The following is a 17149-nucleotide window of genomic DNA, read 5'->3' as shown; positions in this document are numbered from 1 at the left end:
TCTCTCCCATGGATATCTCCTCTCAAGTGACGTTACCCAACATCACCTTGGCACATTGAGATGCCGTTGGCAGGGGGTATCCACACCATCACTTCTCAGCGGCAATCAACACTGGCGGGTTTCGGGCGCTAGGGTGGCTTGTAGACACTCGTTCATTGGAGCGCAGTGTCGGCGTCGTGATGATCGCTGCCTGTTCTGCCCCTCATGCAACAGTGATGCAAAAGGCGCTGACGGGAGGTCTCGTACGAATTGCAATGTAATCGACTATAGGGCAATCATGCGCTGCTACATTAAATGACAGGGCTCGCGTTGTAGGCTAGAATTTGTGAGGGGATATCTCGCTTGCGGTGGACCAAGCTCAGAGCACGAGACCTGCGTCGAACTAATTGGATCGATGAAATGCTTTATCAAAAGGAACTGTTTGGCGGAGGAAAAGTTGAGGCAGTACTTTCCAAGCGCTTTGAGTACACCAATGACGTTGTCTTCGATCTCGAGGATTTGCCATGGCGGAAGAAGTGCAGAAGCGGCTCCGGTTCGGCGACAACGACTTCCATACGCTCTGATTGGATGAAGGTCTTCTCACAGTTTTCCAACAAAGCATCGACCAGGCACTCAATCGGTCATCGGTAATACTAACCAGGCATGAATGGTCACAGAACGCCTGATACAAATGGATGGATGACATGGATGATCTTCTCTCGTTTGCACACCAGATCTTGGGTGCCCAGCCGTTCAGCCAGTTCATGGGCGCACGTCTGACCAAAGCCGAACCGGGAAACGCGGAACTGCGCCTTGCGATCTCCCACAATTTGAAACAGCAGCACGGTTTCGTCCATGGTGGGGTGCTCAGTTATTTGGCGGACAACACCATTACTTTTGCCGGCGGGCTCGCATTAGGCGGCGATGCCCTGACGTCGGAGTTCAAGATCAATTACCTCAAACCTGCACGCGGAACGGAATTGATTGCGCGGGCGAGCGCCAAGAACACTGGCAAAAGGCAGGCGGTCTGCCAATGCGAGATATTCGCAGTTGCCGATGGAAATGAAACTTTATGCGCTCTGGCCCAAGGCACCGTTGTCGGCACATCCGGTTGAACCTCCGTCCTCAAGATTACAATTTCGATCTCAATGAGGTGGCGGCACGATTGGACGCTTTGGTCTTCCCTTTGGCTGTCGGCTGGGTTTCACGAGTACGTGCGCCGAGGTCGAGCCAATGCTGAACGTCCTTCTCATGAAGGCCTGCGGAATGGTAGGTGCACTTATTTTCATCAAGGAAATCAAAGCTGAGTCAACCCTGTTCCGAAGGCCGAGAGCACTGTCGCGGCCGCACCGGCTATCGGCTGATTCGCGGAGAACCCGTCGAGAGGGCGTGCCTGTCGACTCTGAGTAACAGGTCCTCATCCTAGTGTCCGAACCCCTCCACTAAATCAGGGCAAGTCCAAGCATCAAGTATGGATCATCGAAGGCGATTACGACAGCGATTTCGGCTATGCCGGAAAACCCACCGCCTGCGTCCAGAACCTCAATCCGCATGACCGGACCATCTATGTCGGCACCTTCACGAAAGCCCTCTTTCCGGGCTTGCGGATTGGCTGTGTCGTTCTGCCGCCGCAACTCGTCAAACCGATGACGGTGGTGCGCATGCTAATGAACGGTCACACGGCCTCCGTAGCGCAACTGACTCTAGCCCGGTTCATGGAGGGCGCGCATGTCCGTGCCATGCGCAGCATCTACGCGGAGCGCCTTGACGTTCTGACAACGCTTGTCCGCAAGCATCTTGCGGTTTTTACCGAACCACAGCCGCCCATCGGCGGCCTGCAGATGCCCTGTGTGCTGACCGGCGGGCTTTCGGAAAGCGCCGTCATCAATGCGGCGCGGCGCGTGGGGATCGAACTTCTCGGCCTGTCGGTCCTTCATGCTGCCGGCGATGGCAGGGCGGGCTTCCTGATGGGCTTTGCCGCCTACACGCAGCACGAAACAGAGCTTACCGTCAAAAATTTGGCCCAGGCGCTGCGCGGCGTCAGCGCCATGTAGGAAACGCTCCGTCTGCATATTGGTCTGCCTGCACTGCCCAAAGTGGCTGGGAGCAACAGGCCATATTCATGATAGGTGCCGCTTTGTAACCGCCATGCGGCAAGCGTAGGGGACAGTTTTTACCGGCACCTTAAAAGGAGATCAGCGATGGCAACATCGGTCACGGCGCATAGAGTTCAAAAAGTGGAAAATGCAGGTGTAAGCTCCGCTCGCCTCGCCATTGCCGATGGCGCTATTGCCGCCGCAATCACGAGCGAAAAAGTCCGCCAACGCGAATCCATCGAACTTATCGCCTCTGAGAATTTCGTGAGCCAGGCGGTGCTCGATGCTCAAGGTTCTGTGCTCACCAACAAATATGCCGAGGGCTATCCACATCGTCGCTATTACGGAGGCTGTGCGAATGTCGATGTCGTGGAAGATCTGGCGATCGAGCGTGTGAACCAACTCTTCGGCAGCACTTACGCCAATGTGCAGCCGCATTCGGGCAGCCAAGCCAATCAATCTGTGTTTTTGGCGCTCCTGACGCCCGGCGATACAATCCTAGGGCTTGATCTCCGGGCCGGTGGACATCTGACCCATGGGGCCTCTGTTAATATGTCGGGCCGCTGGTTCAATGTCGTCGGCTATTGTGTGGACCCGGAAACCCATCTCATAGACATGGATCAGGTTGCGGAACTCGCCCGTCATCATCGGCCCAAGCTGCTGATCGCCGGAGGATCGGCCTATGCGCGCGTCATGGACTTCGCACGTTTCCGCGAAATTGCCGACGAGGTTGGTGCGATCCTTCTTGTTGACATGGCTCACTTCGCGGGACTGGTCGCCGGCGGCGTCTATCCGTCGCCGGTTCCGTTTGCGCATGTCATAACGTCGACCACGCACAAGACGCTGCGCGGGCCTCGCGGCGGATTTGTCCTGACCAATGACGCGGAAATAGCGAAAAAGATCAACTCTGCGACCTTTCCCGGCCTTCAGGGCGGACCACTGATGCATGTCATTGCGGCGAAGGCTGTCGCGTTCGGCGAAGCGTTGCAACCCTCATTCAAGAACTATGCTCGCTCGGTGGTAGAGAATTGCCGCGTGCTGGCACAGTCCCTTGCTGAAGGCGGCCTCAAGATCACCTCTGGCGGAACCGATTGCCATCTTGCTGTTGTCGACCTGCGCCCCTTCGGCGTGACCGGGAACATCGCGGAACAGGCACTGGAGTCCGTCGGCATCACGCTCAACAAGAATGCGATCCCGAACGACCCTGAAAAGCCCATGATCACGTCAGGTATCCGTGTTGGCGCCGCCGCCGGTACATCTCGCGGGTTCGGTATGGACGAATATCGGGAGGTTGCCACTCTTATGCTGGACACGCTTCATGCCATTCGCGGCGGAACACTCGACACAAACCGGCGGGCCATTAATACGCGCGTACGTCAGCTCGTGGCACGCTTTCCGCTGCCCTATTAGCCGGAGGTGAGATGAGGTGAATTCAGCCTTGAAGGTCGAGCTTCTGCCAGAGGACTTTGCCCGCTTCGGTAACGATCCGGCTACATCCTTCGCCTCCAACCTCAAAACAGTGCATAAGCGAATCGCTGCTGCCTGCCGGCGTTGCGGACGTGCCGTCGAAGATGTGCGGCTTCTGCCCGTCACCAAGACAGTGCCGGCTCATATTTTGCGGCTCGCCTATGCCGCTGGCATCTCGGATTTTGGCGAGAATAAGTTGCAGGAGGCCCGCGGCAAGCTCGATATGCTCGGTGATCTTGCGATCAACTGGAGCATCATCGGCCACCTCCAGACCAACAAGGTGAAATATCTCGTGCGGTTTGCTTCGGAATTCCACGCGCTGGACAGCTTTCGGCTGGCCGAAGAACTAAACCATCGCCTTGATGCGGAAGGGCGAGACCTCGACATTTTTGTGCAGGTTAATACCTCATCGGAGGAAAGCAAATACGGCCTCCACCCCGACGACCTTATGCCCTTCGTCGAGCGATTGGTGGAATTTCCCCGGCTCAAGCCGCGTGGCCTCATGACGCTTGCGATCTTCAGCGCCGATACCGAGCGGGTGCGGACCTGCTTCCAGTTGTTGCGTGACCTCCGCGACCGGGCGGTTTGCGTCCATCCCGGACTGACCCAGCTTTCTATGGGTATGTCGGGGGATTTCGAGATCGCGATTGAGGAAGGAGCAAATGTCGTGAGGGTCGGGCAAGCGATCTTCGGTGCTCGCCCGACCGCCGATGGCTATTACTGGCCTGACTTCAAAAAGGTTACAGCTCCTGGAACGACAGGCTGATCCGGCCCATTTTGCAAATGAAAACCGGACCTCCCGGGTTGGGCCGGCGGTCGATACTTGTCGTTTGTGCTGGTTTCATGGAAATCGGTTCATCGATAAAAGGAGTATAGATCATGGCGGAAAAAGTAGTCTTTTATCACGCTGGATGCGCGGTCTGCACTGATGCGGAAGAACGGTTCGTTGGGGGGCTTGATCGTTCTCGCTTTGCCGTGGAGACGGTCCATCTTGGCGAAGCCGCAGATAGGATCGCGGAAGCGCGTACGGCAGGCGTTAAGTCCGTACCTGCATTGGTGATCGGCAACGCCGTTTATCACATCAATCATGGCGCAGATCTGTCTGCGTTAGGATAACGCCGTGGTAACAACCGGAGCACGCGCCATGCTGAAAACGGCAGCAGTCGTTCGCCACCTTCACTTTGAGGATCTTGGCACATTAGAGGCGGTGCTTACGGCTTCCGGGTATCGTATCCATTACTACGATATAGGTATGAATGAGCTGTGGACTCTCGATGCGGCCGTTCCCGATCTGATGGTCATTCTTGGGGGGCCGGTCGGTGTCTATGAGGCAGAAGCTTATCCTTTCCTCGAAGAAGAACGGCAACTCATTGAACGGCGTTTGGCATCAGGCCGTCCGACGCTTGGCATCTGCCTCGGCGCTCAAATGATTGCGTTAGCGCTTGGCGCGAAAGTCGCTCCGATGGGGCATAAGGAAATCGGCTTTTCGTCTCTTTCGCTAACAGAAGCCGGGCGGGTTGGGCCGCTTCGGCACCTGGAGGGCGTTCCCGTACTTCATTGGCACGGGGACGCTTTCGACATACCCGGTGAGGCAGCCAATCTCGCTACAACGGCATTGTGTACGACGCAGGGTTTTTCAATCGGGTCAAATGTTCTTGGTCTTCAGTTTCATCTGGAGGTGGATGCCTGTGCGGGAATTGAACGCTGGTTGATAGGCCACGCATCCGAACTTGCTTCAAGCGGCATCGATCCCCGCGCCCTTCGCGCCGATGCTATCAAGTACGGGCCGGCATTGCGGGAGGCCGCCCGTAAAACTTTCACCGAATGGCTCAAAGGGACGGCGCGTTAGCCGTCCCAATTCTTTTACCTATCCAGGTTTTAGGTTGTGCACTCATTTATTTGATGGAAATGCCACTTCAAATGACCAGATATGCGGGCGAAGAGGTGAATAACATTGTTTGCTTCCCCTTTATTCGTCGTCGCTTATTGATGAACACGGACATAGGAGCTGTCGATCAATAAAGGTTTAGAAATCTCGCGCAGAAACTCCTCGCAGACACTCGCCGATCGACAACACGAAACATACACATGCTTATCAGGCATCGGGGTTGGATATTCCTCTGTTTGAGATCCGCGAGATTAAACTGGCGACGGGTAAGAAAAGCCTCCAAATCGAGGCTTCAGTCAATCAAAATGAGGCCAGTTTATAGACCCAGTTCACGAATTTGCGGCATAGCCGCATAGTGCAATCCCTGCCGACCTGATTATTAACTCAGCTTGTATCGCCGTTCAGCAGACTCACCACCCAGTTTTGCGAGCACTGTTTCGCCGACGACGGCGCTCTGGCCGACCGCGACGCAAAGAGGTGTGCCAAGGGGAAGGTAGACATCAAGACGAGAGCCGAAACGGATCAGGCCGAAGCGTTCCCCAACTTCGATGTCGTCGCCTTCCGCAACCCAATGTTCGATACGCCGGGCGATCAGCCCTGCGATTTGCACGACCACGACAGAGCCGTAAGGTGTTTCAAGAACTATCGCATTGCGCTCGTTTTGCTCGCTGGCCTTGTCCAGATCCGCATTGAAAAAGCGCCCCGGCGTATAAGCGATTTGTCGTATCCGCCCTGTCACTGGGGCGCGGTTCACATGGCAATCGAAAATGCTCATGAAAACCGAAACGCGCACCATCGCTTCGGCGGGTAACGCGAGTTCGCGGGGTGGAAGGACTTCGGCGATCATACTCACCTGGCCCTCAGCGGGTGCAACGACAATGCCATCTTCAATGGGCGTCGTACGCTCTGGGTTTCGGAAAAAATAGCAAATCCAGACCGTCACGATGCCGGCGAACCAAGCCATTGAAGCCGATAGGAAGCTGAACCCGACAACGCAGGCGCCGCCGATGAGAATGAATGGATAGCCTGACCTGTGGATCGGCGTCAGGCTATCCTTGATTGAGTAGAGGACGTTCATGCAGGCAACCTCGCATCTGGAAGCGGCGAGGGGCCTTCTGTCGGCATCGCCAGTTTTTTGTCCGTGTGCCGCTTCCGGCGGGGCGGACGGTTTGGATCGCGCAACAAATTGGCCGCTGTCTTGATCCTGCGCATTGCCTCAGTGATTTCGCTCGGCAGGATTGTTAGCGGGGGCGCAAACCGCACCACGTTGTCCCGCGCTGGGACTGCCAGCAACTGTTGGGCGCGCAATAGATCGACGAAGGCGGTCGCATCAGTGCGCATTTGAAGCCCCTGGAGCAAGCCCATTCCGCGCACACCAGCGACAACGTCGTCATAATCCAGAGCAAGGCGATGCAACTCATCGCCCAGCATTTGGCCCAGTGTCCGCACACGATTGAGAAAGCCGGGGTCGAGTATGATGTCAAGCACGGCATTACCTGCGCTCATGGCGAGCGGATTGCCGCCGAAAGTGGTACCATGCGTTCCAGCGGTCATGCCGCTTGCCGCTTTATGGGTTGCAAGACATGCCCCCATCGGAAATCCGCCACCGATCCCCTTTGCGACCGTCGCGATGTCGGGTTCGACATCGCTCCATTGGTGGGCGAAGAACTTGCCTGTTCGACCGGCTCCAGTTTGTATTTCATCGAGAATCAGCAATAGCCCATGCTCGTCGCAGAGCGCGCGCAGCCGGTGCATCGTCTCGTTTGTTACGCAGCGCAAACCACCTTCACCCTGAATTGGTTCGAGCATGATTGCAGCTGTGTGCGAGGTGATCGCCTTGCCCAGCGCTGACCAATCGTCGAGCGGCACCTGATCGAATCCGTCAACCGGCGGACCGAAACCATCAAGGTACGGCTGGTATCCGGTTGCCGATATCATCGCGAGCGATCGACCATGGAATGCCCCCGTGAAGGTGATGATACGATACCGCTCTGGTGAGCCGGTCGCCGAATGAAAGCGGCGAGCCATTTTCACAGCGGCTTCGTTTGCCTCTCCGCCCGAATTGGTGAGAAAAACAACGTCGGCAAAGGATGCATCGGTTAAGCGCTGCGCCAGCTGTTCGCCTTCGGGTATGCGAACAAGGTTGGAAGTGTGCCAGAGCTTGTTAAGCTGGGCTTTGACAGCCTTCACGAGGTGGGGATGCCCATGGCCGAGTGAATTGACAGCGATGCCGGACGCAAAATCCAGATAGCGTGTGCCGTCTTGTGTATAAAGCCACGATCCCTTTCCGAACGCGAATGAGAGATCAATCCGCTTGAAAACCTTCAACAGAGGATCAGACATGGCCAAATCCCGTTGTTTCGGGGCTTGCTGCGACTTTATGATAAAAAGCATTGTCGATTACCACGACGCCCTCCTGTGCTAAGGCAGGGTTTAGTCATGATACGGACCATGAAGCAGGGGCGGATTGGATAAAACCTCTGGGCCGGTTTATCGGCACACGGGCTTTGATCGCTCGAATATATCAATGGCGCGTATCATCTCGCGTTCGTCAAGGCCTGCGAAGCCCAGCCGGAATGCTTCGGCCGGTTTCACAGTCTCCAGATCGAAATGAATGCCCGGCATTACTGAGAGTCCAAGTTTTGCGGCGTTTGCCGCCCATGTCTCGGCGCTCAAACCCTGCTTCAGGCTTAGCCAAATCGCCAGCCCTCCGGCAGGCAAGGAAAACTGTGCGTCCTCGGAGAACCGTTCCCGCAGCAATTGTGCCATCAGATCGCGGCGCATATGGTAGATTCTGCGTGCTTTGCGGGCGTGGCGCTTGATCGTTCCATCCTCCATCAGATCGGCGAGTGCGTGCTCTAGCGGCAGGTCACCCTGCCGGTCCAGAGCTTCGCGCCTGTCGGCCATCGGCGTCAGGATTTTGGGCGATGCGACTGCATAACCAATCCGGATGCCAGGGGCCAGTAACTTGGACAGTGAACCGATATAAATGATCGGCAGATCGCTTTCAGCGCGTGCCGCTAACGGCAGGATCGGCCGTCCATCGAAGCGATATTCGTTATCGTAGTCATCTTCGATGATGACGAGACCAAACCGCCGTGCCACATCAAGCAGGCGCAGCCGCCGGGCGGCGCCCATCGTTACGGTGGTCGGATATTGATGGTGGGGCGTAACGTAGACGGCGCGCAAGCGTCCATTGGCCCTCGCCATTCTCTCCAATACCTCAACATCGATCCCACCAGCATCCACCGGAATACCGATGACATCCGCTCCTGCTGCACGAAAAGCCGACCACGCAAGCGGATAGCCGGGCTGCTCGACGGCGATGAGAGCACCGGGACCGGCCACCGCCGCAGCGGCCAGAAAAAGCGCCATCTGACTGCCGCGCGTCACGAGAATTTCAGAAGGTGCAGCCGTAAGGCCGCGCTCGTCTCTGAGATAGGAAGATAGCGCGTCGCGCAACTTGCCGTTTCCACGGGGATCACCGTAGATGCCGCCCGATGCGAAGGCGGCGCTAGCGAGCGCCCGGCGAAAAGCCTGGGCAAAGGCCGTGGTTGGCACCAGCCTTACATCCGGAGCGCCATCGGACAAGCGAAGAACTAAAGGATCGGTCGCACGAGTGGGCTTGGCAGCATGGCCCGTCGGGCGCATCGGCTGCGGATGCATCGTCATGTCGGGAAGATCGGCTGCAACGAAGGTGCCACGCCCGGGTTCCGTAACCAGCCAGCCCTGCATGGCCAATTCATGATAGGCCGCATCGACTGTATTCCGGTTGAGTTTCAGATTGCGGGAGAGCGCACGTGTTCCAGGTAGGGGATCGCCGGGTTTAAGACGGCCGCGTTCAATCTCTTCAACAATTGTTCGCGCCAGAGCGAGAAACACAGGTTCGCGTCGCTCCGGTCGTACTTCGATAGCAAGCGTGGTTCCCTTACCCATCCGGCATATCTTCTTTGCTTATTTCGATGCACTTTGATAGGCCAAACTAATGTCGGAGAAATGGTAGTGCAATTCGGTGATGGCGCGGCATTTCAGCTTGGACCGGTTCAGGCCGACGGCGATGTCTCACCATGCAGGCGGCGTGACCAGTCTTCCACCTGTCGCGTCTGAAGGCGCTTGTGCGCGTAATTGCGCCAGCTTTCCGGCAGGTGGTCTAATCCGATCATTGCTGCCAGCTCGTCACGGTTCATTGTGTCGACGTAAAGGACTCTCCAGAGGCGCTGGATTGTCCACTCCGGGGAAATGCGATCTATCAGATGGAGTTCGTCACCTAATTCGACATATCCGGTCTCCAACACCCTGTAATACCATCCGGTCATACCGGATTTCTGGACACGGACCGCCATGTCCGCGGTCTCGAAGCGCGCATTAAGCTTCCAACAGGGCTGGCGACCCTGGCTGATCTGAAGAACTGCATGTCCGAGCCTGAATGTATCACCTATAGCGACATCCTGTTCTGTCATGCCGCGTGTCGAGAGGTTCTCGCCGAATGCGCCCGGTTTAGTGAGAACATCGCGATTTCCAATGGTAGAAATCCAGTGCGCATAGTGGTCATAAGCATAATGATGAACAGCTTTTTCGACGCCACCATGATGTTTGCGATCACCCTGCGCATCGCCAGCGAACCCTTCCGGCCCGAGAAAAACCCGGCCCTCTATAGGGTGCTTATCGATGCCGCTTGGTGCGGCGCGCGGGCCGAGAGGTGCGACGGCCCCGATCAGTATTTTGTCGATCATTGTCATGCCCAGCGCCCTTTGTATGACCTGAGACAGCCGCACAGGGTTGCTCACATTTCACAAGGTGTTGGAGGCCGGACCTGGAATTGAACCAGGCTGAACGGATTTGCAGTCCGTTACGTCACCACTCCGCCATCCGGCCTCATAGTGGTTCTCTAGCAGCACATCCGGCCTTCACGAATGGCCGGATTTATAAAACTTGCTAGGCCAGTTTGGCTCATTGCAGGCACGGCTGTTATATATAGCTGGCGCTGGATGGTTCTCTAGTGATGAAATCCGGAAATCCGGCCTAGCTCATTTATTGAATCCGGTTCTCTTTGATAAACCAGTCAGCGGTTATTCTGAACATCGATATATTATATGCCGATGTTTGTTCGTTGTTTCGTGGAGCTCCTGACTGCCGAGCTCTCGCCGACGCTTGTCTCGGCGATAGGAACACCCGCGTATGAATGACCCCTTTATCAACTCCTTCCGCAACGGTCCCGATGAGAACGGAAATTTCGGTAAGTTTGGAGGACGCTTCGTTTCAGAAACACTGATGCCGCTTATCCTTGCTCTGGCGGATGCTTATGAAGACGCGCGGCGCGACCCGGAATTTGCAGCCGAGATGACAGGCTATCTCAAGAACTTTGTTGGACGCCCTTCACCCCTTTATTTCGCACAAGGTTTAACGGATCACTTTGGCGGAGCGAAAATCTACTTCAAGCGCGAAGACCTCAACCACACTGGTGCGCATAAGGTGAACAACGTTCTCGGCCAAATTCTGCTTGCCATGCGGATGGGCAAGCGGCGCATCATCGCTGAAACCGGAGCAGGAATGCATGGTGTCGCCACCGCGACGCTTTGCGCGCGCTTCGGCTTGGATTGCGTTGTCTACATGGGTGCGGTCGATGTCGAACGCCAAGAGGCTAATGTTGCCCGAATGCGGATTCTGGGTGCCGACATTCGGCCGGTCCATTCTGGCTCCGCAACTCTCAAGGACGCCATGAACGAGGCGCTGCGCGATTGGGTTACGAATGTAGATGACACATTCTATTGCATCGGCACCGTCGCTGGCCCGCACCCCTATCCAATGATGGTTCGGGATTTTCAGTCCATTATCGGTATAGAAACCCGCGGACAGATGATGGAGGTCGAGGGCCAGCTTCCCAATGCACTGATGGCCTGTATCGGCGGCGGCTCAAATGCGATCGGCCTGTTCCATTCATTCCTGGATGATCCTGGCGTGGAGATTTATGGCGTGGAAGCCGCTGGTCTTGGTCTCGACGTGGCTCATGCGGCTGCGATTGCCGGAGGAAAGCCTGGCGTTCTTCACGGAAACCGGACTTATCTACTTATGGATGACGACGGCCAGATACAGGACGCGCATTCCATTTCCGCCGGTCTCGACTATCCCGGTATCGGTCCCGAACATGCATGGCTGCACGATGTCGGGCGCGTCCGGTTTTTTTCTGCGACGGACAAGGAGGCCATAGAGGCGTTTCACCTGTGCTCAAGGATCGAAGGCATCATTCCAGCGCTCGAATCTGCACATGCGCTGGCCCGCCTTGGTGATGTCGCCGCCGCTCGACAAAAGGACCAGACCGTTGTCGTCAACATATCTGGGCGCGGAGACAAGGACCTGGCATCCGTACTCAATCAGCCAAAAGCCGAACCAATTAGTCGGCAAGCCCATGCTTGCCAGGAGTAGGAGTAAACCGTGCTGACGCCATTCATCGACATTCTAGCGCAACGCCGTGTGATCGGACCGGCGATTGACGCCGCCATTCTTTCCGTGACACGAAGCGGTCAGTTTATCATGGGACCGGAGGTTCATGCTTTTGAGAAGGAACTTGCCACATTCGGGCAGGCCGGGCTCGCACTTTCCTGTTCCAATGGTACCGATGCTCTAACGTTACTCATGCGGGCATGGGGTATCGGTATGGGTGATGCTGTTTTCTGCCCGTCGTTTACATTTGCTGCGACGGCGGAAACCATCGCCCTCATTGGCGCGTCGCCGATATTTGTAGATATCAGGTCGGATACACTAACGATCGATCCCGCGCATTTGCTGGCTGCAATAGAAGACGTAACACGAAATTCGGTACTCAAGCCCAAGGCGATTATTGCCGTTGATCTTTTCGGGCAACCGGCAAACTATCCGATCCTTCGATCGATCGCCGATACGTTCCAATTGAAATTAATCGCTGATTCCGCTCAAGGTTTTGGATGCACGCTGCACGAGCGCCATCCCATTTATTGGGCCGATGCGACGACGATTAGCTTCTTCCCTGCGAAGCCTTTGGGGTGCTACGGAGACGGCGGCGCCGTTCTGGTGAAGAATGAGGAGCTTTACGATCACCTCACGTCGTTGCGGGTGCATGGACAGGCAACAGCCAGAGATATCGAGAGCAGAGGATTTGTTCATGATCCCAAATACCTGAATCTGCGCTTGGGAATGACTGGCCGCCTGGACACAATCCAAGCAGCGGTCCTTCTGGAAAAGCTCAAGATTTTCGACACGGAAGTCGAGCTGAGGAATCGCGTCGCCGACCGATATAACAGCGGCCTTGCTGGTGCGGCCGCAGCAACGCCGACAGTGATCGAAGGAGGGCATTCGGTATGGGCGCAATATACGATTGAACACACGGACCGTGACGCTTTGGCCGCACATCTGAAATCTCGCGACGTTCCGACTGCGATCTATTACCCGATCCCGCTGCACCGGCAGCCCGCTTATGCCTGGTGCTGGGTAGGCCCCGGTGGTCTGCCGGTATCAGAGGCCAAGGCCGATACTGTCCTCAGTCTGCCGATGGGGCCATATCTCGATGATGCCATTCAGGATCAGATCATTGGGGCTATCCGTGATTTCCGTTGAGCAGAAGAGCGCCAATAAAGGATAAACACACGATGAGTAGATTCTGGAGTCCATTTGTCGAGACATTGCTACCCTATGTTCCAGGAGAACAGCCGAAGGGCCGCAAATACATCAAACTCAACACCAATGAGAATCCTTATGGCCCGTCGCCGCGAGCGCTTGCGGCTATCCGGGCTGCGACGGACGATGATTTGCGACGCCACCGCCAATATTCCTCCCAAATCAAACCGTAAGGACGTATTTGCGTTCTCGCCATGGGTATATCGCCAGAGAAACTCGGTCGAGCGCTTCTTTAACCGCCTCAAGCACCATCGCGGCATCGCAACACGTTACGACAAAAACCCGGCCAATTTCCTGGCTGCTGTCAAACTCATCGCTGTCCGCATCTGGTGCATCAGTTTATGAGTCTACGCCGTAGCGACGAGGGAATGACAGCCTTCATCGTCGTCAAGGCGGATAAGGAATTCAAGGACAAGACCGTTCGGCCCAATGAGATGTGGCAAACCGATTTCACCTATCTGAAGGTGATCGGCTGGGGCTGGTTCTATCTGTCCACCATTCTCGATGATTTCTCGCGCTATATCGTGGGATGGAAGCTGTGCACGAACATGAAAGTCGGTGATGTGACCGACACGCTGAACATTGCGCTGGCTGTATCCGGCTGCGACAGCGTCAAGGTCGAACACAAGCCGCGGCTTCTATCGGATAATGGCAGATGCTACATCGCGGAAGACCTGGCGGACTGGCTGAAGGACAGGAAGATGGAACAGCTGCACGGCGCGCCCGGTCATCCGCAGACACAAGGCAAGATCGAGCGCTGGCATCAGACGTTGAAAAACCGGATCCTGCTCGAAAATTACTTCTTCCTGGAAGACCTGCAAGCTCAGATCGGGGCGTTTATCGAGCATTACAACAATCGCCGATATCACGAGAGCCTCGGCAATCTCACGCCGGCGAACGTCTACTTCGGCAGAGGACATGAAATCCTGGAGCGACGAAAAAAGATCAAGCAACAGACCATTTTGAACCGACGCTTGCAACATCACGCAAACGCCGCTTAAACCAACAAGCCAGACGAGCCATCTCCTCCTGATACCCAGACCGCATTCTGTCCATAATCATTCGACGACGGACACATTGCGTACGACGTGTTGTCATCCCACCACTTGTCAGACATTTCGGCCAACACCTTGCGGAACTCGGCAAGAGCCAGATCAGCCGAAGGTATTAGCCCACCCACAATCATTCCATTGAACAGGTCTAGCTTCAGCCACGACAGCACGTCGAACCCTCCAAGCCTGGCCATCAGTTCCGGACGGGATTTATGTGGCATGACCACCGCAACGGCAGCCATTGCGACGGCACGCCTTTGGGTGGCTGCAGACGCCGCTATGCTCGAACGATCGAAATGGGGGGCAGTTCATTACTGCAGTCAGTCGAAGCGCCGAACAGCAGTTGCTATAATCTCGGCTCCTAAGTACCGTAGGACTCTGAGGAGGTCTGCTTTATATCAACGATCACCAAAAGCGGACAGACGGCTTCCGTGAAGAGTTTCGGGCGCCGCTAGGCGTACGAAAGTCCCCGGGGAAGGAACCCGCGGGCCACAATCAACGGCTATGGGGATTTCTCTTTTTGGCAGATGTCATTGATGTTGCGACCGCAGCGGGGAGGTGGTCCCATTGCTGCAGTCGGACAGCTTTGCGGTGTGTCCACATGGGATCGTCGACATAATGGTAGGTGAGCGCCGCTATGCTGCCGGTGATGATCGTGCTCAGCACATGCGGGCGCGTTGCCGAAGATCGAGCGCTTTCGGCTGAATGTCGAGCTATGCCATGCCGGGTCATTGCGAGTTCTCCCGGTTTGTTGTGGGTATGTTTGGCGGCCCGCGCGGTTGCCGCCATCGCTCGAACACCTCGATGACAATCATGCGCCCTCCACAGCAAGAGCATGGCGGGCGGAATTCATCAGGCTCCTTCGATTGATCATTCGTCGCCGTTGGTGTGACAACGTTCAGCAGTTCGCGCACCAGCGCCAGGCTGATTTCACGCACGCTGCTGGCGAGCAAGCTGTAGTGGCGGATGCGATGGAAACCGCGCGGTAGCACGTGGAGCAGGAAGCGTCGAATGAACTCGCCGGTGGCCAGCGCCATGACCTGCCGGCGATCAATTCCGTCGCGGCGATAATCCTTGTAGCGGAATGTGACACTGTCATTGTCGAAGGCGATCAGGCGATGGTTCGAGATCGCGACCCGATGTGTGTAGCGTGAGAGATAGGCGAGAACGGCTTCCGGACCCGCGAATGGGGCCTTTGCATAGACCACCCAGCGCTTGGCTCGAACAGGCTTAAGGTGATGCAGGAAAGCGCGCCGGTCAGCGAGGTGCGCTATCGATCCGAAGAAGATGAGACGGCCTGCATCGCGCAGGGCGTTGAGCCGTGTGAGGAACAAACGGCGGAACAGCTTGCCGAGAACGCGCACCGGAAGCAGGAAGGCTGGGCGTGACGAGATCCAGCGGCTTCCGTCAAGCGAGATGCCGCCGCCCGGCACGATCATATGGACATGCGGATGATGGGTCATAGCCGACCCCCAGGTGTGGAGCACGGCGGTGATGCCGATGCGCGCGCCGAGATGTTTTGGATCGGCAGCAATCGTCAGCAGCGTCTCCGACGCGGATTTGAACAGCAGGTCATAAACGACCGCCTTGTTCTGGAAGGCGATGTCGGACACCTCGGTCGGCAGCGTGAACACGACGTGGAAGTAGTCGACAGGAAGAAGGTCGGCCTGGCGCTCCCTAAGCCATGTCCGCGCAGCAGCGCCCTGGCACTTCGGACAGTGCCGGTTGCGGCAAGAGTTATAGGGGATCCGCCACTGGCCGCAGTCTTCACAAGCTTCGACATGCCCGCCAAGCGCTGCGGTGCGGCAGTTCTCGATCGCCGACATCACCTTCAACTGGTCGAGGCTCAGATGCCCGGCATGGGCGATCCGATATTCAGGACCAGCAGCATGGAAGATATCGGCGACCTCAAGCGAGGCCTTCATGGCTCAGCTGTCGGGCGCAGACTCTTCCGCTTTGAACAAACCAAGTCGATCCAGCGGGCTCGTCACTGAACGCACAGTGCGTGTCGCAACCTTGGTGCAAAGGGCCGTGTTGTTCAGCTTGGCGTGACCGAGCAGTACCTGAATGATGCGGATATCGACGCCGTCTTCCAGAAGATGGGTGGCAAACGAATGGCGCAGCGTGTGCAGTCCCACGCGCTTGTCGATGTCAGCCTTCCTTGCAGCTTCGACTACAACGCGGTGCAGTTGGCGCGTGCTGATGGGCCTCAGCGTGTTGATGCCTGGAAAGAGCCAGCCATCCCGCCGTATGACGCCCTGCCGGTAGCCGGCTTGCCACCATTGGCGCAGAAGCGTGAGCAGATCTTCTGACAGCATGGCGTTGCGTCCATGCCCGCCTTTGCCGCGCTCCACTCGCAGAAGCATGCGCTCGCTGTCGACGTCGGCGACTTTCAGCGAAGCCACTTCCGATACGCGCAGTCCCGAACCATAGGCAACGGCCAGTGCCGCCTGATGCTTGAGACAGGTTGTGGCATCAAGAAGACGCGTCACTTCCTCACGGCTCAGAACCACCGGCAGTATGCGCGAGTGCGCCAGCCGCACGAGACGGCGGGCAAGATCAGGGCGATCAATCGTGGTATTGAAGAAGAACCTCAGCGCCGACACGACACTGTTCATCGTTGGCACCGGGACGCCCTCGCTTTGCTGCCATATCTGGAAGCGGCGCAAATCATCCACGGACGCGGTATCGGGAGGCCTCCCGAGAAAGCTGGCAAGTCGTCCGATGTCGCGCAGATAGTTGCGTTGGGTCTCGTGCCCGAAGTGGCGCAGGTTCATGTCGTCGATCAGGCGTTGACGAAGCGGGTTGATTGCGGGCGAATTCGGTTGGTTGTGCATGGTCAGGCTCCTGGTTGAAGAAGCCAGTCATTCTCTGCTCGCTCCGAGCGACACTCAATGCAGAGTGCAATGGTCGCTCTGTGCCTTCTACCTCAGTCGCATGCGCCTTCCCGCGAAGCGGGTTCGTTCTCCGGCCCCAAACCAGACGTTTAAATGGTGAACAGAAAATGGCTGATTTCT

The 17149-nt window shown here is 56.6% G+C and carries 16 protein-coding genes, 1 tRNA gene and 3 pseudogenes; 11 read left to right on the top strand and 9 right to left on the bottom strand.

The features are described from left to right. Window positions 1–683 precede the first annotated feature (683 nt). From ABE530_RS11435 to ABE530_RS11410, 6 genes are all read left to right on the top strand, one after another. Window positions 684–1094 carry a PaaI family thioesterase gene (locus tag ABE530_RS11435; RefSeq protein WP_499694580.1) on the top strand — a complete coding sequence of 137 codons (411 nt, stop codon included), beginning with the start codon at window positions 684–686 and terminating at the stop codon, window positions 1092–1094. 360 nt (window positions 1095–1454) lie between these two features. Further along, on the top strand, window positions 1455–2033 hold the full coding sequence (locus ABE530_RS11430; protein WP_499694590.1) for an aminotransferase class I/II-fold pyridoxal phosphate-dependent enzyme: 579 nt from the start codon (window positions 1455–1457) through the stop codon (window positions 2031–2033). A gap of 147 nt (window positions 2034–2180) precedes the next feature. Beyond that, a complete protein-coding gene (gene glyA, locus ABE530_RS11425) occupies window positions 2181–3485 on the top strand; it encodes a serine hydroxymethyltransferase (protein WP_499694579.1) in 1305 nt (434 codons plus the stop codon). Window positions 3486–3513: 28 nt separating this feature from the next. Then, complete coding sequence (locus tag ABE530_RS11420) at window positions 3514–4308, top strand: YggS family pyridoxal phosphate-dependent enzyme (protein WP_499694578.1); 795 nt, start codon at window positions 3514–3516, stop codon at window positions 4306–4308. 113 nt (window positions 4309–4421) lie between these two features. Further along, window positions 4422–4658: a thioredoxin gene (locus ABE530_RS11415; RefSeq protein ID WP_499694577.1), complete on the top strand. Its 237-nt coding sequence runs from the start codon at window positions 4422–4424 to the stop codon at window positions 4656–4658. 4 nt (window positions 4659–4662) lie between these two features. After that, window positions 4663–5391: a glutamine amidotransferase gene (locus tag ABE530_RS11410; RefSeq protein WP_499694576.1), complete on the top strand. Its 729-nt coding sequence runs from the start codon at window positions 4663–4665 to the stop codon at window positions 5389–5391. A gap of 418 nt (window positions 5392–5809) precedes the next feature. Here the strand turns inward: ABE530_RS11410 and ABE530_RS11405 are convergent, their stop codons facing one another. From ABE530_RS11405 to ABE530_RS11385, 5 genes are all read right to left on the bottom strand, one after another. Continuing rightward, window positions 5810–6508, bottom strand: a complete 699-nt coding sequence (locus ABE530_RS11405) for a phosphatidylserine decarboxylase (protein WP_499694575.1) — start codon at window positions 6506–6508, stop codon at window positions 5810–5812. Continuing rightward, window positions 6505–7773 carry an aspartate aminotransferase family protein gene (locus ABE530_RS11400; protein ID WP_499694574.1) on the bottom strand — a complete coding sequence of 423 codons (1269 nt, stop codon included), beginning with the start codon at window positions 7771–7773 and terminating at the stop codon, window positions 6505–6507. Before ABE530_RS11400 ends, ABE530_RS11405 begins: the two co-directional genes overlap by 4 nt. A 147-nt stretch (window positions 7774–7920) precedes the next feature. Beyond that, the gene (pdxR, locus tag ABE530_RS11395; protein ID WP_499694573.1) at window positions 7921–9366 is read right to left on the bottom strand and encodes a MocR-like pyridoxine biosynthesis transcription factor PdxR; all 1446 of its coding nucleotides are present in this window, start codon (window positions 9364–9366) and stop codon (window positions 7921–7923) included. Window positions 9367–9473: 107 nt separating this feature from the next. Further along, window positions 9474–10169 (bottom strand): MOSC domain-containing protein, encoded by a 696-nt coding sequence (locus ABE530_RS11390; protein WP_187548565.1) that lies wholly within the window; start codon window positions 10167–10169, stop codon window positions 9474–9476. Between the two features lie 62 nt (window positions 10170–10231). After that, window positions 10232–10305, bottom strand: a tRNA-Cys gene (locus tag ABE530_RS11385). Window positions 10306–10608: 303 nt separating this feature from the next. Here ABE530_RS11385 and trpB point away from each other — a divergent pair. From trpB to ABE530_RS11360, 5 genes and pseudogenes are all read left to right on the top strand, one after another. Then, window positions 10609–11853: a tryptophan synthase subunit beta gene (gene trpB / locus ABE530_RS11380; RefSeq protein ID WP_499694572.1), complete on the top strand. Its 1245-nt coding sequence runs from the start codon at window positions 10609–10611 to the stop codon at window positions 11851–11853. A gap of 9 nt (window positions 11854–11862) precedes the next feature. Beyond that, a complete protein-coding gene (locus tag ABE530_RS11375) occupies window positions 11863–13020 on the top strand; it encodes a DegT/DnrJ/EryC1/StrS family aminotransferase (RefSeq protein ID WP_499694571.1) in 1158 nt (385 codons plus the stop codon). Between the two features lie 32 nt (window positions 13021–13052). Continuing rightward, a pseudogene (locus ABE530_RS11370) lies at window positions 13053–13217 on the top strand (histidinol-phosphate transaminase); the annotation flags it as partial. A 1-nt stretch (window position 13218) separates the two neighbouring features. Next, window positions 13219–13425, top strand: a pseudogene (locus ABE530_RS11365) (IS5/IS1182 family transposase); the annotation flags it as partial. Window positions 13426–13454: 29 nt separating this feature from the next. Continuing rightward, window positions 13455–14081: pseudogene (locus ABE530_RS11360) on the top strand (transposase); the annotation flags it as partial. Here the strand turns inward: ABE530_RS11360 and ABE530_RS11355 are convergent. From ABE530_RS11355 to ABE530_RS11340, 4 genes are all read right to left on the bottom strand, one after another. After that, entirely contained in the window at window positions 14078–14374 is a 297-nt protein-coding gene (locus tag ABE530_RS11355; RefSeq protein WP_499694570.1) for a hypothetical protein, read from the bottom strand. The pseudogene ABE530_RS11360 and the gene ABE530_RS11355 overlap by 4 nt on opposite strands. Window positions 14375–14627: 253 nt before the next feature. Beyond that, a complete protein-coding gene (locus ABE530_RS11350; protein ID WP_499694569.1) occupies window positions 14628–14864 on the bottom strand; it encodes a hypothetical protein in 237 nt (78 codons plus the stop codon). After that, complete coding sequence (locus tag ABE530_RS11345) at window positions 14861–16057, bottom strand: IS91 family transposase (protein WP_499694568.1); 1197 nt, start codon at window positions 16055–16057, stop codon at window positions 14861–14863. Before ABE530_RS11345 ends, ABE530_RS11350 begins: the two co-directional genes overlap by 4 nt. Before the next feature lie 3 nt (window positions 16058–16060). Next, complete coding sequence (locus ABE530_RS11340; RefSeq protein ID WP_499694567.1) at window positions 16061–16969, bottom strand: tyrosine-type recombinase/integrase; 909 nt, start codon at window positions 16967–16969, stop codon at window positions 16061–16063. Window positions 16970–17149: the final 180 nt, after the last annotated feature.

Origin of the sequence: Brucella sp. TWI559 (genome assembly GCF_039674265.1) — a bacterium.
GTDB classification, from domain to species: domain Bacteria; phylum Pseudomonadota; class Alphaproteobacteria; order Rhizobiales; family Rhizobiaceae; genus Brucella; species Brucella chromiisoli.
This window is presented reverse-complemented; position numbering and strand designations above follow the sequence as displayed.

Bases quoted from the DNA above. Each gene is read 5' to 3' on its own strand.
- ABE530_RS11415 (WP_499694577.1), top strand. From the start codon at position 4,422: ATGGCGGAAAAAGTAGTCTTTTATCACGCTGGATGCGCGGTCTGCACT.
- trpB (WP_499694572.1), top strand. From the start codon at position 10,609: ATGAATGACCCCTTTATCAACTCCTTCCGCAACGGTCCCGATGAGAAC.
- ABE530_RS11435 (WP_499694580.1), top strand. From the start codon at position 684: ATGGATGATCTTCTCTCGTTTGCACACCAGATCTTGGGTGCCCAGCCG.
- ABE530_RS11405 (WP_499694575.1), bottom strand. From the start codon at position 6,508: ATGAACGTCCTCTACTCAATCAAGGATAGCCTGACGCCGATCCACAGG.
- pdxR (WP_499694573.1), bottom strand. From the start codon at position 9,366: ATGGGTAAGGGAACCACGCTTGCTATCGAAGTACGACCGGAGCGACGC.
- ABE530_RS11355 (WP_499694570.1), bottom strand. From the start codon at position 14,374: ATGGCTGCCGTTGCGGTGGTCATGCCACATAAATCCCGTCCGGAACTG.
- ABE530_RS11400 (WP_499694574.1), bottom strand. From the start codon at position 7,773: ATGTCTGATCCTCTGTTGAAGGTTTTCAAGCGGATTGATCTCTCATTC.
- ABE530_RS11390 (WP_187548565.1), bottom strand. From the start codon at position 10,169: ATGACAATGATCGACAAAATACTGATCGGGGCCGTCGCACCTCTCGGC.
- ABE530_RS11350 (WP_499694569.1), bottom strand. From the start codon at position 14,864: ATGACCCGGCATGGCATAGCTCGACATTCAGCCGAAAGCGCTCGATCT.
- ABE530_RS11345 (WP_499694568.1), bottom strand. From the start codon at position 16,057: ATGAAGGCCTCGCTTGAGGTCGCCGATATCTTCCATGCTGCTGGTCCT.
- glyA (WP_499694579.1), top strand. From the start codon at position 2,181: ATGGCAACATCGGTCACGGCGCATAGAGTTCAAAAAGTGGAAAATGCA.
- ABE530_RS11340 (WP_499694567.1), bottom strand. From the start codon at position 16,969: ATGCACAACCAACCGAATTCGCCCGCAATCAACCCGCTTCGTCAACGC.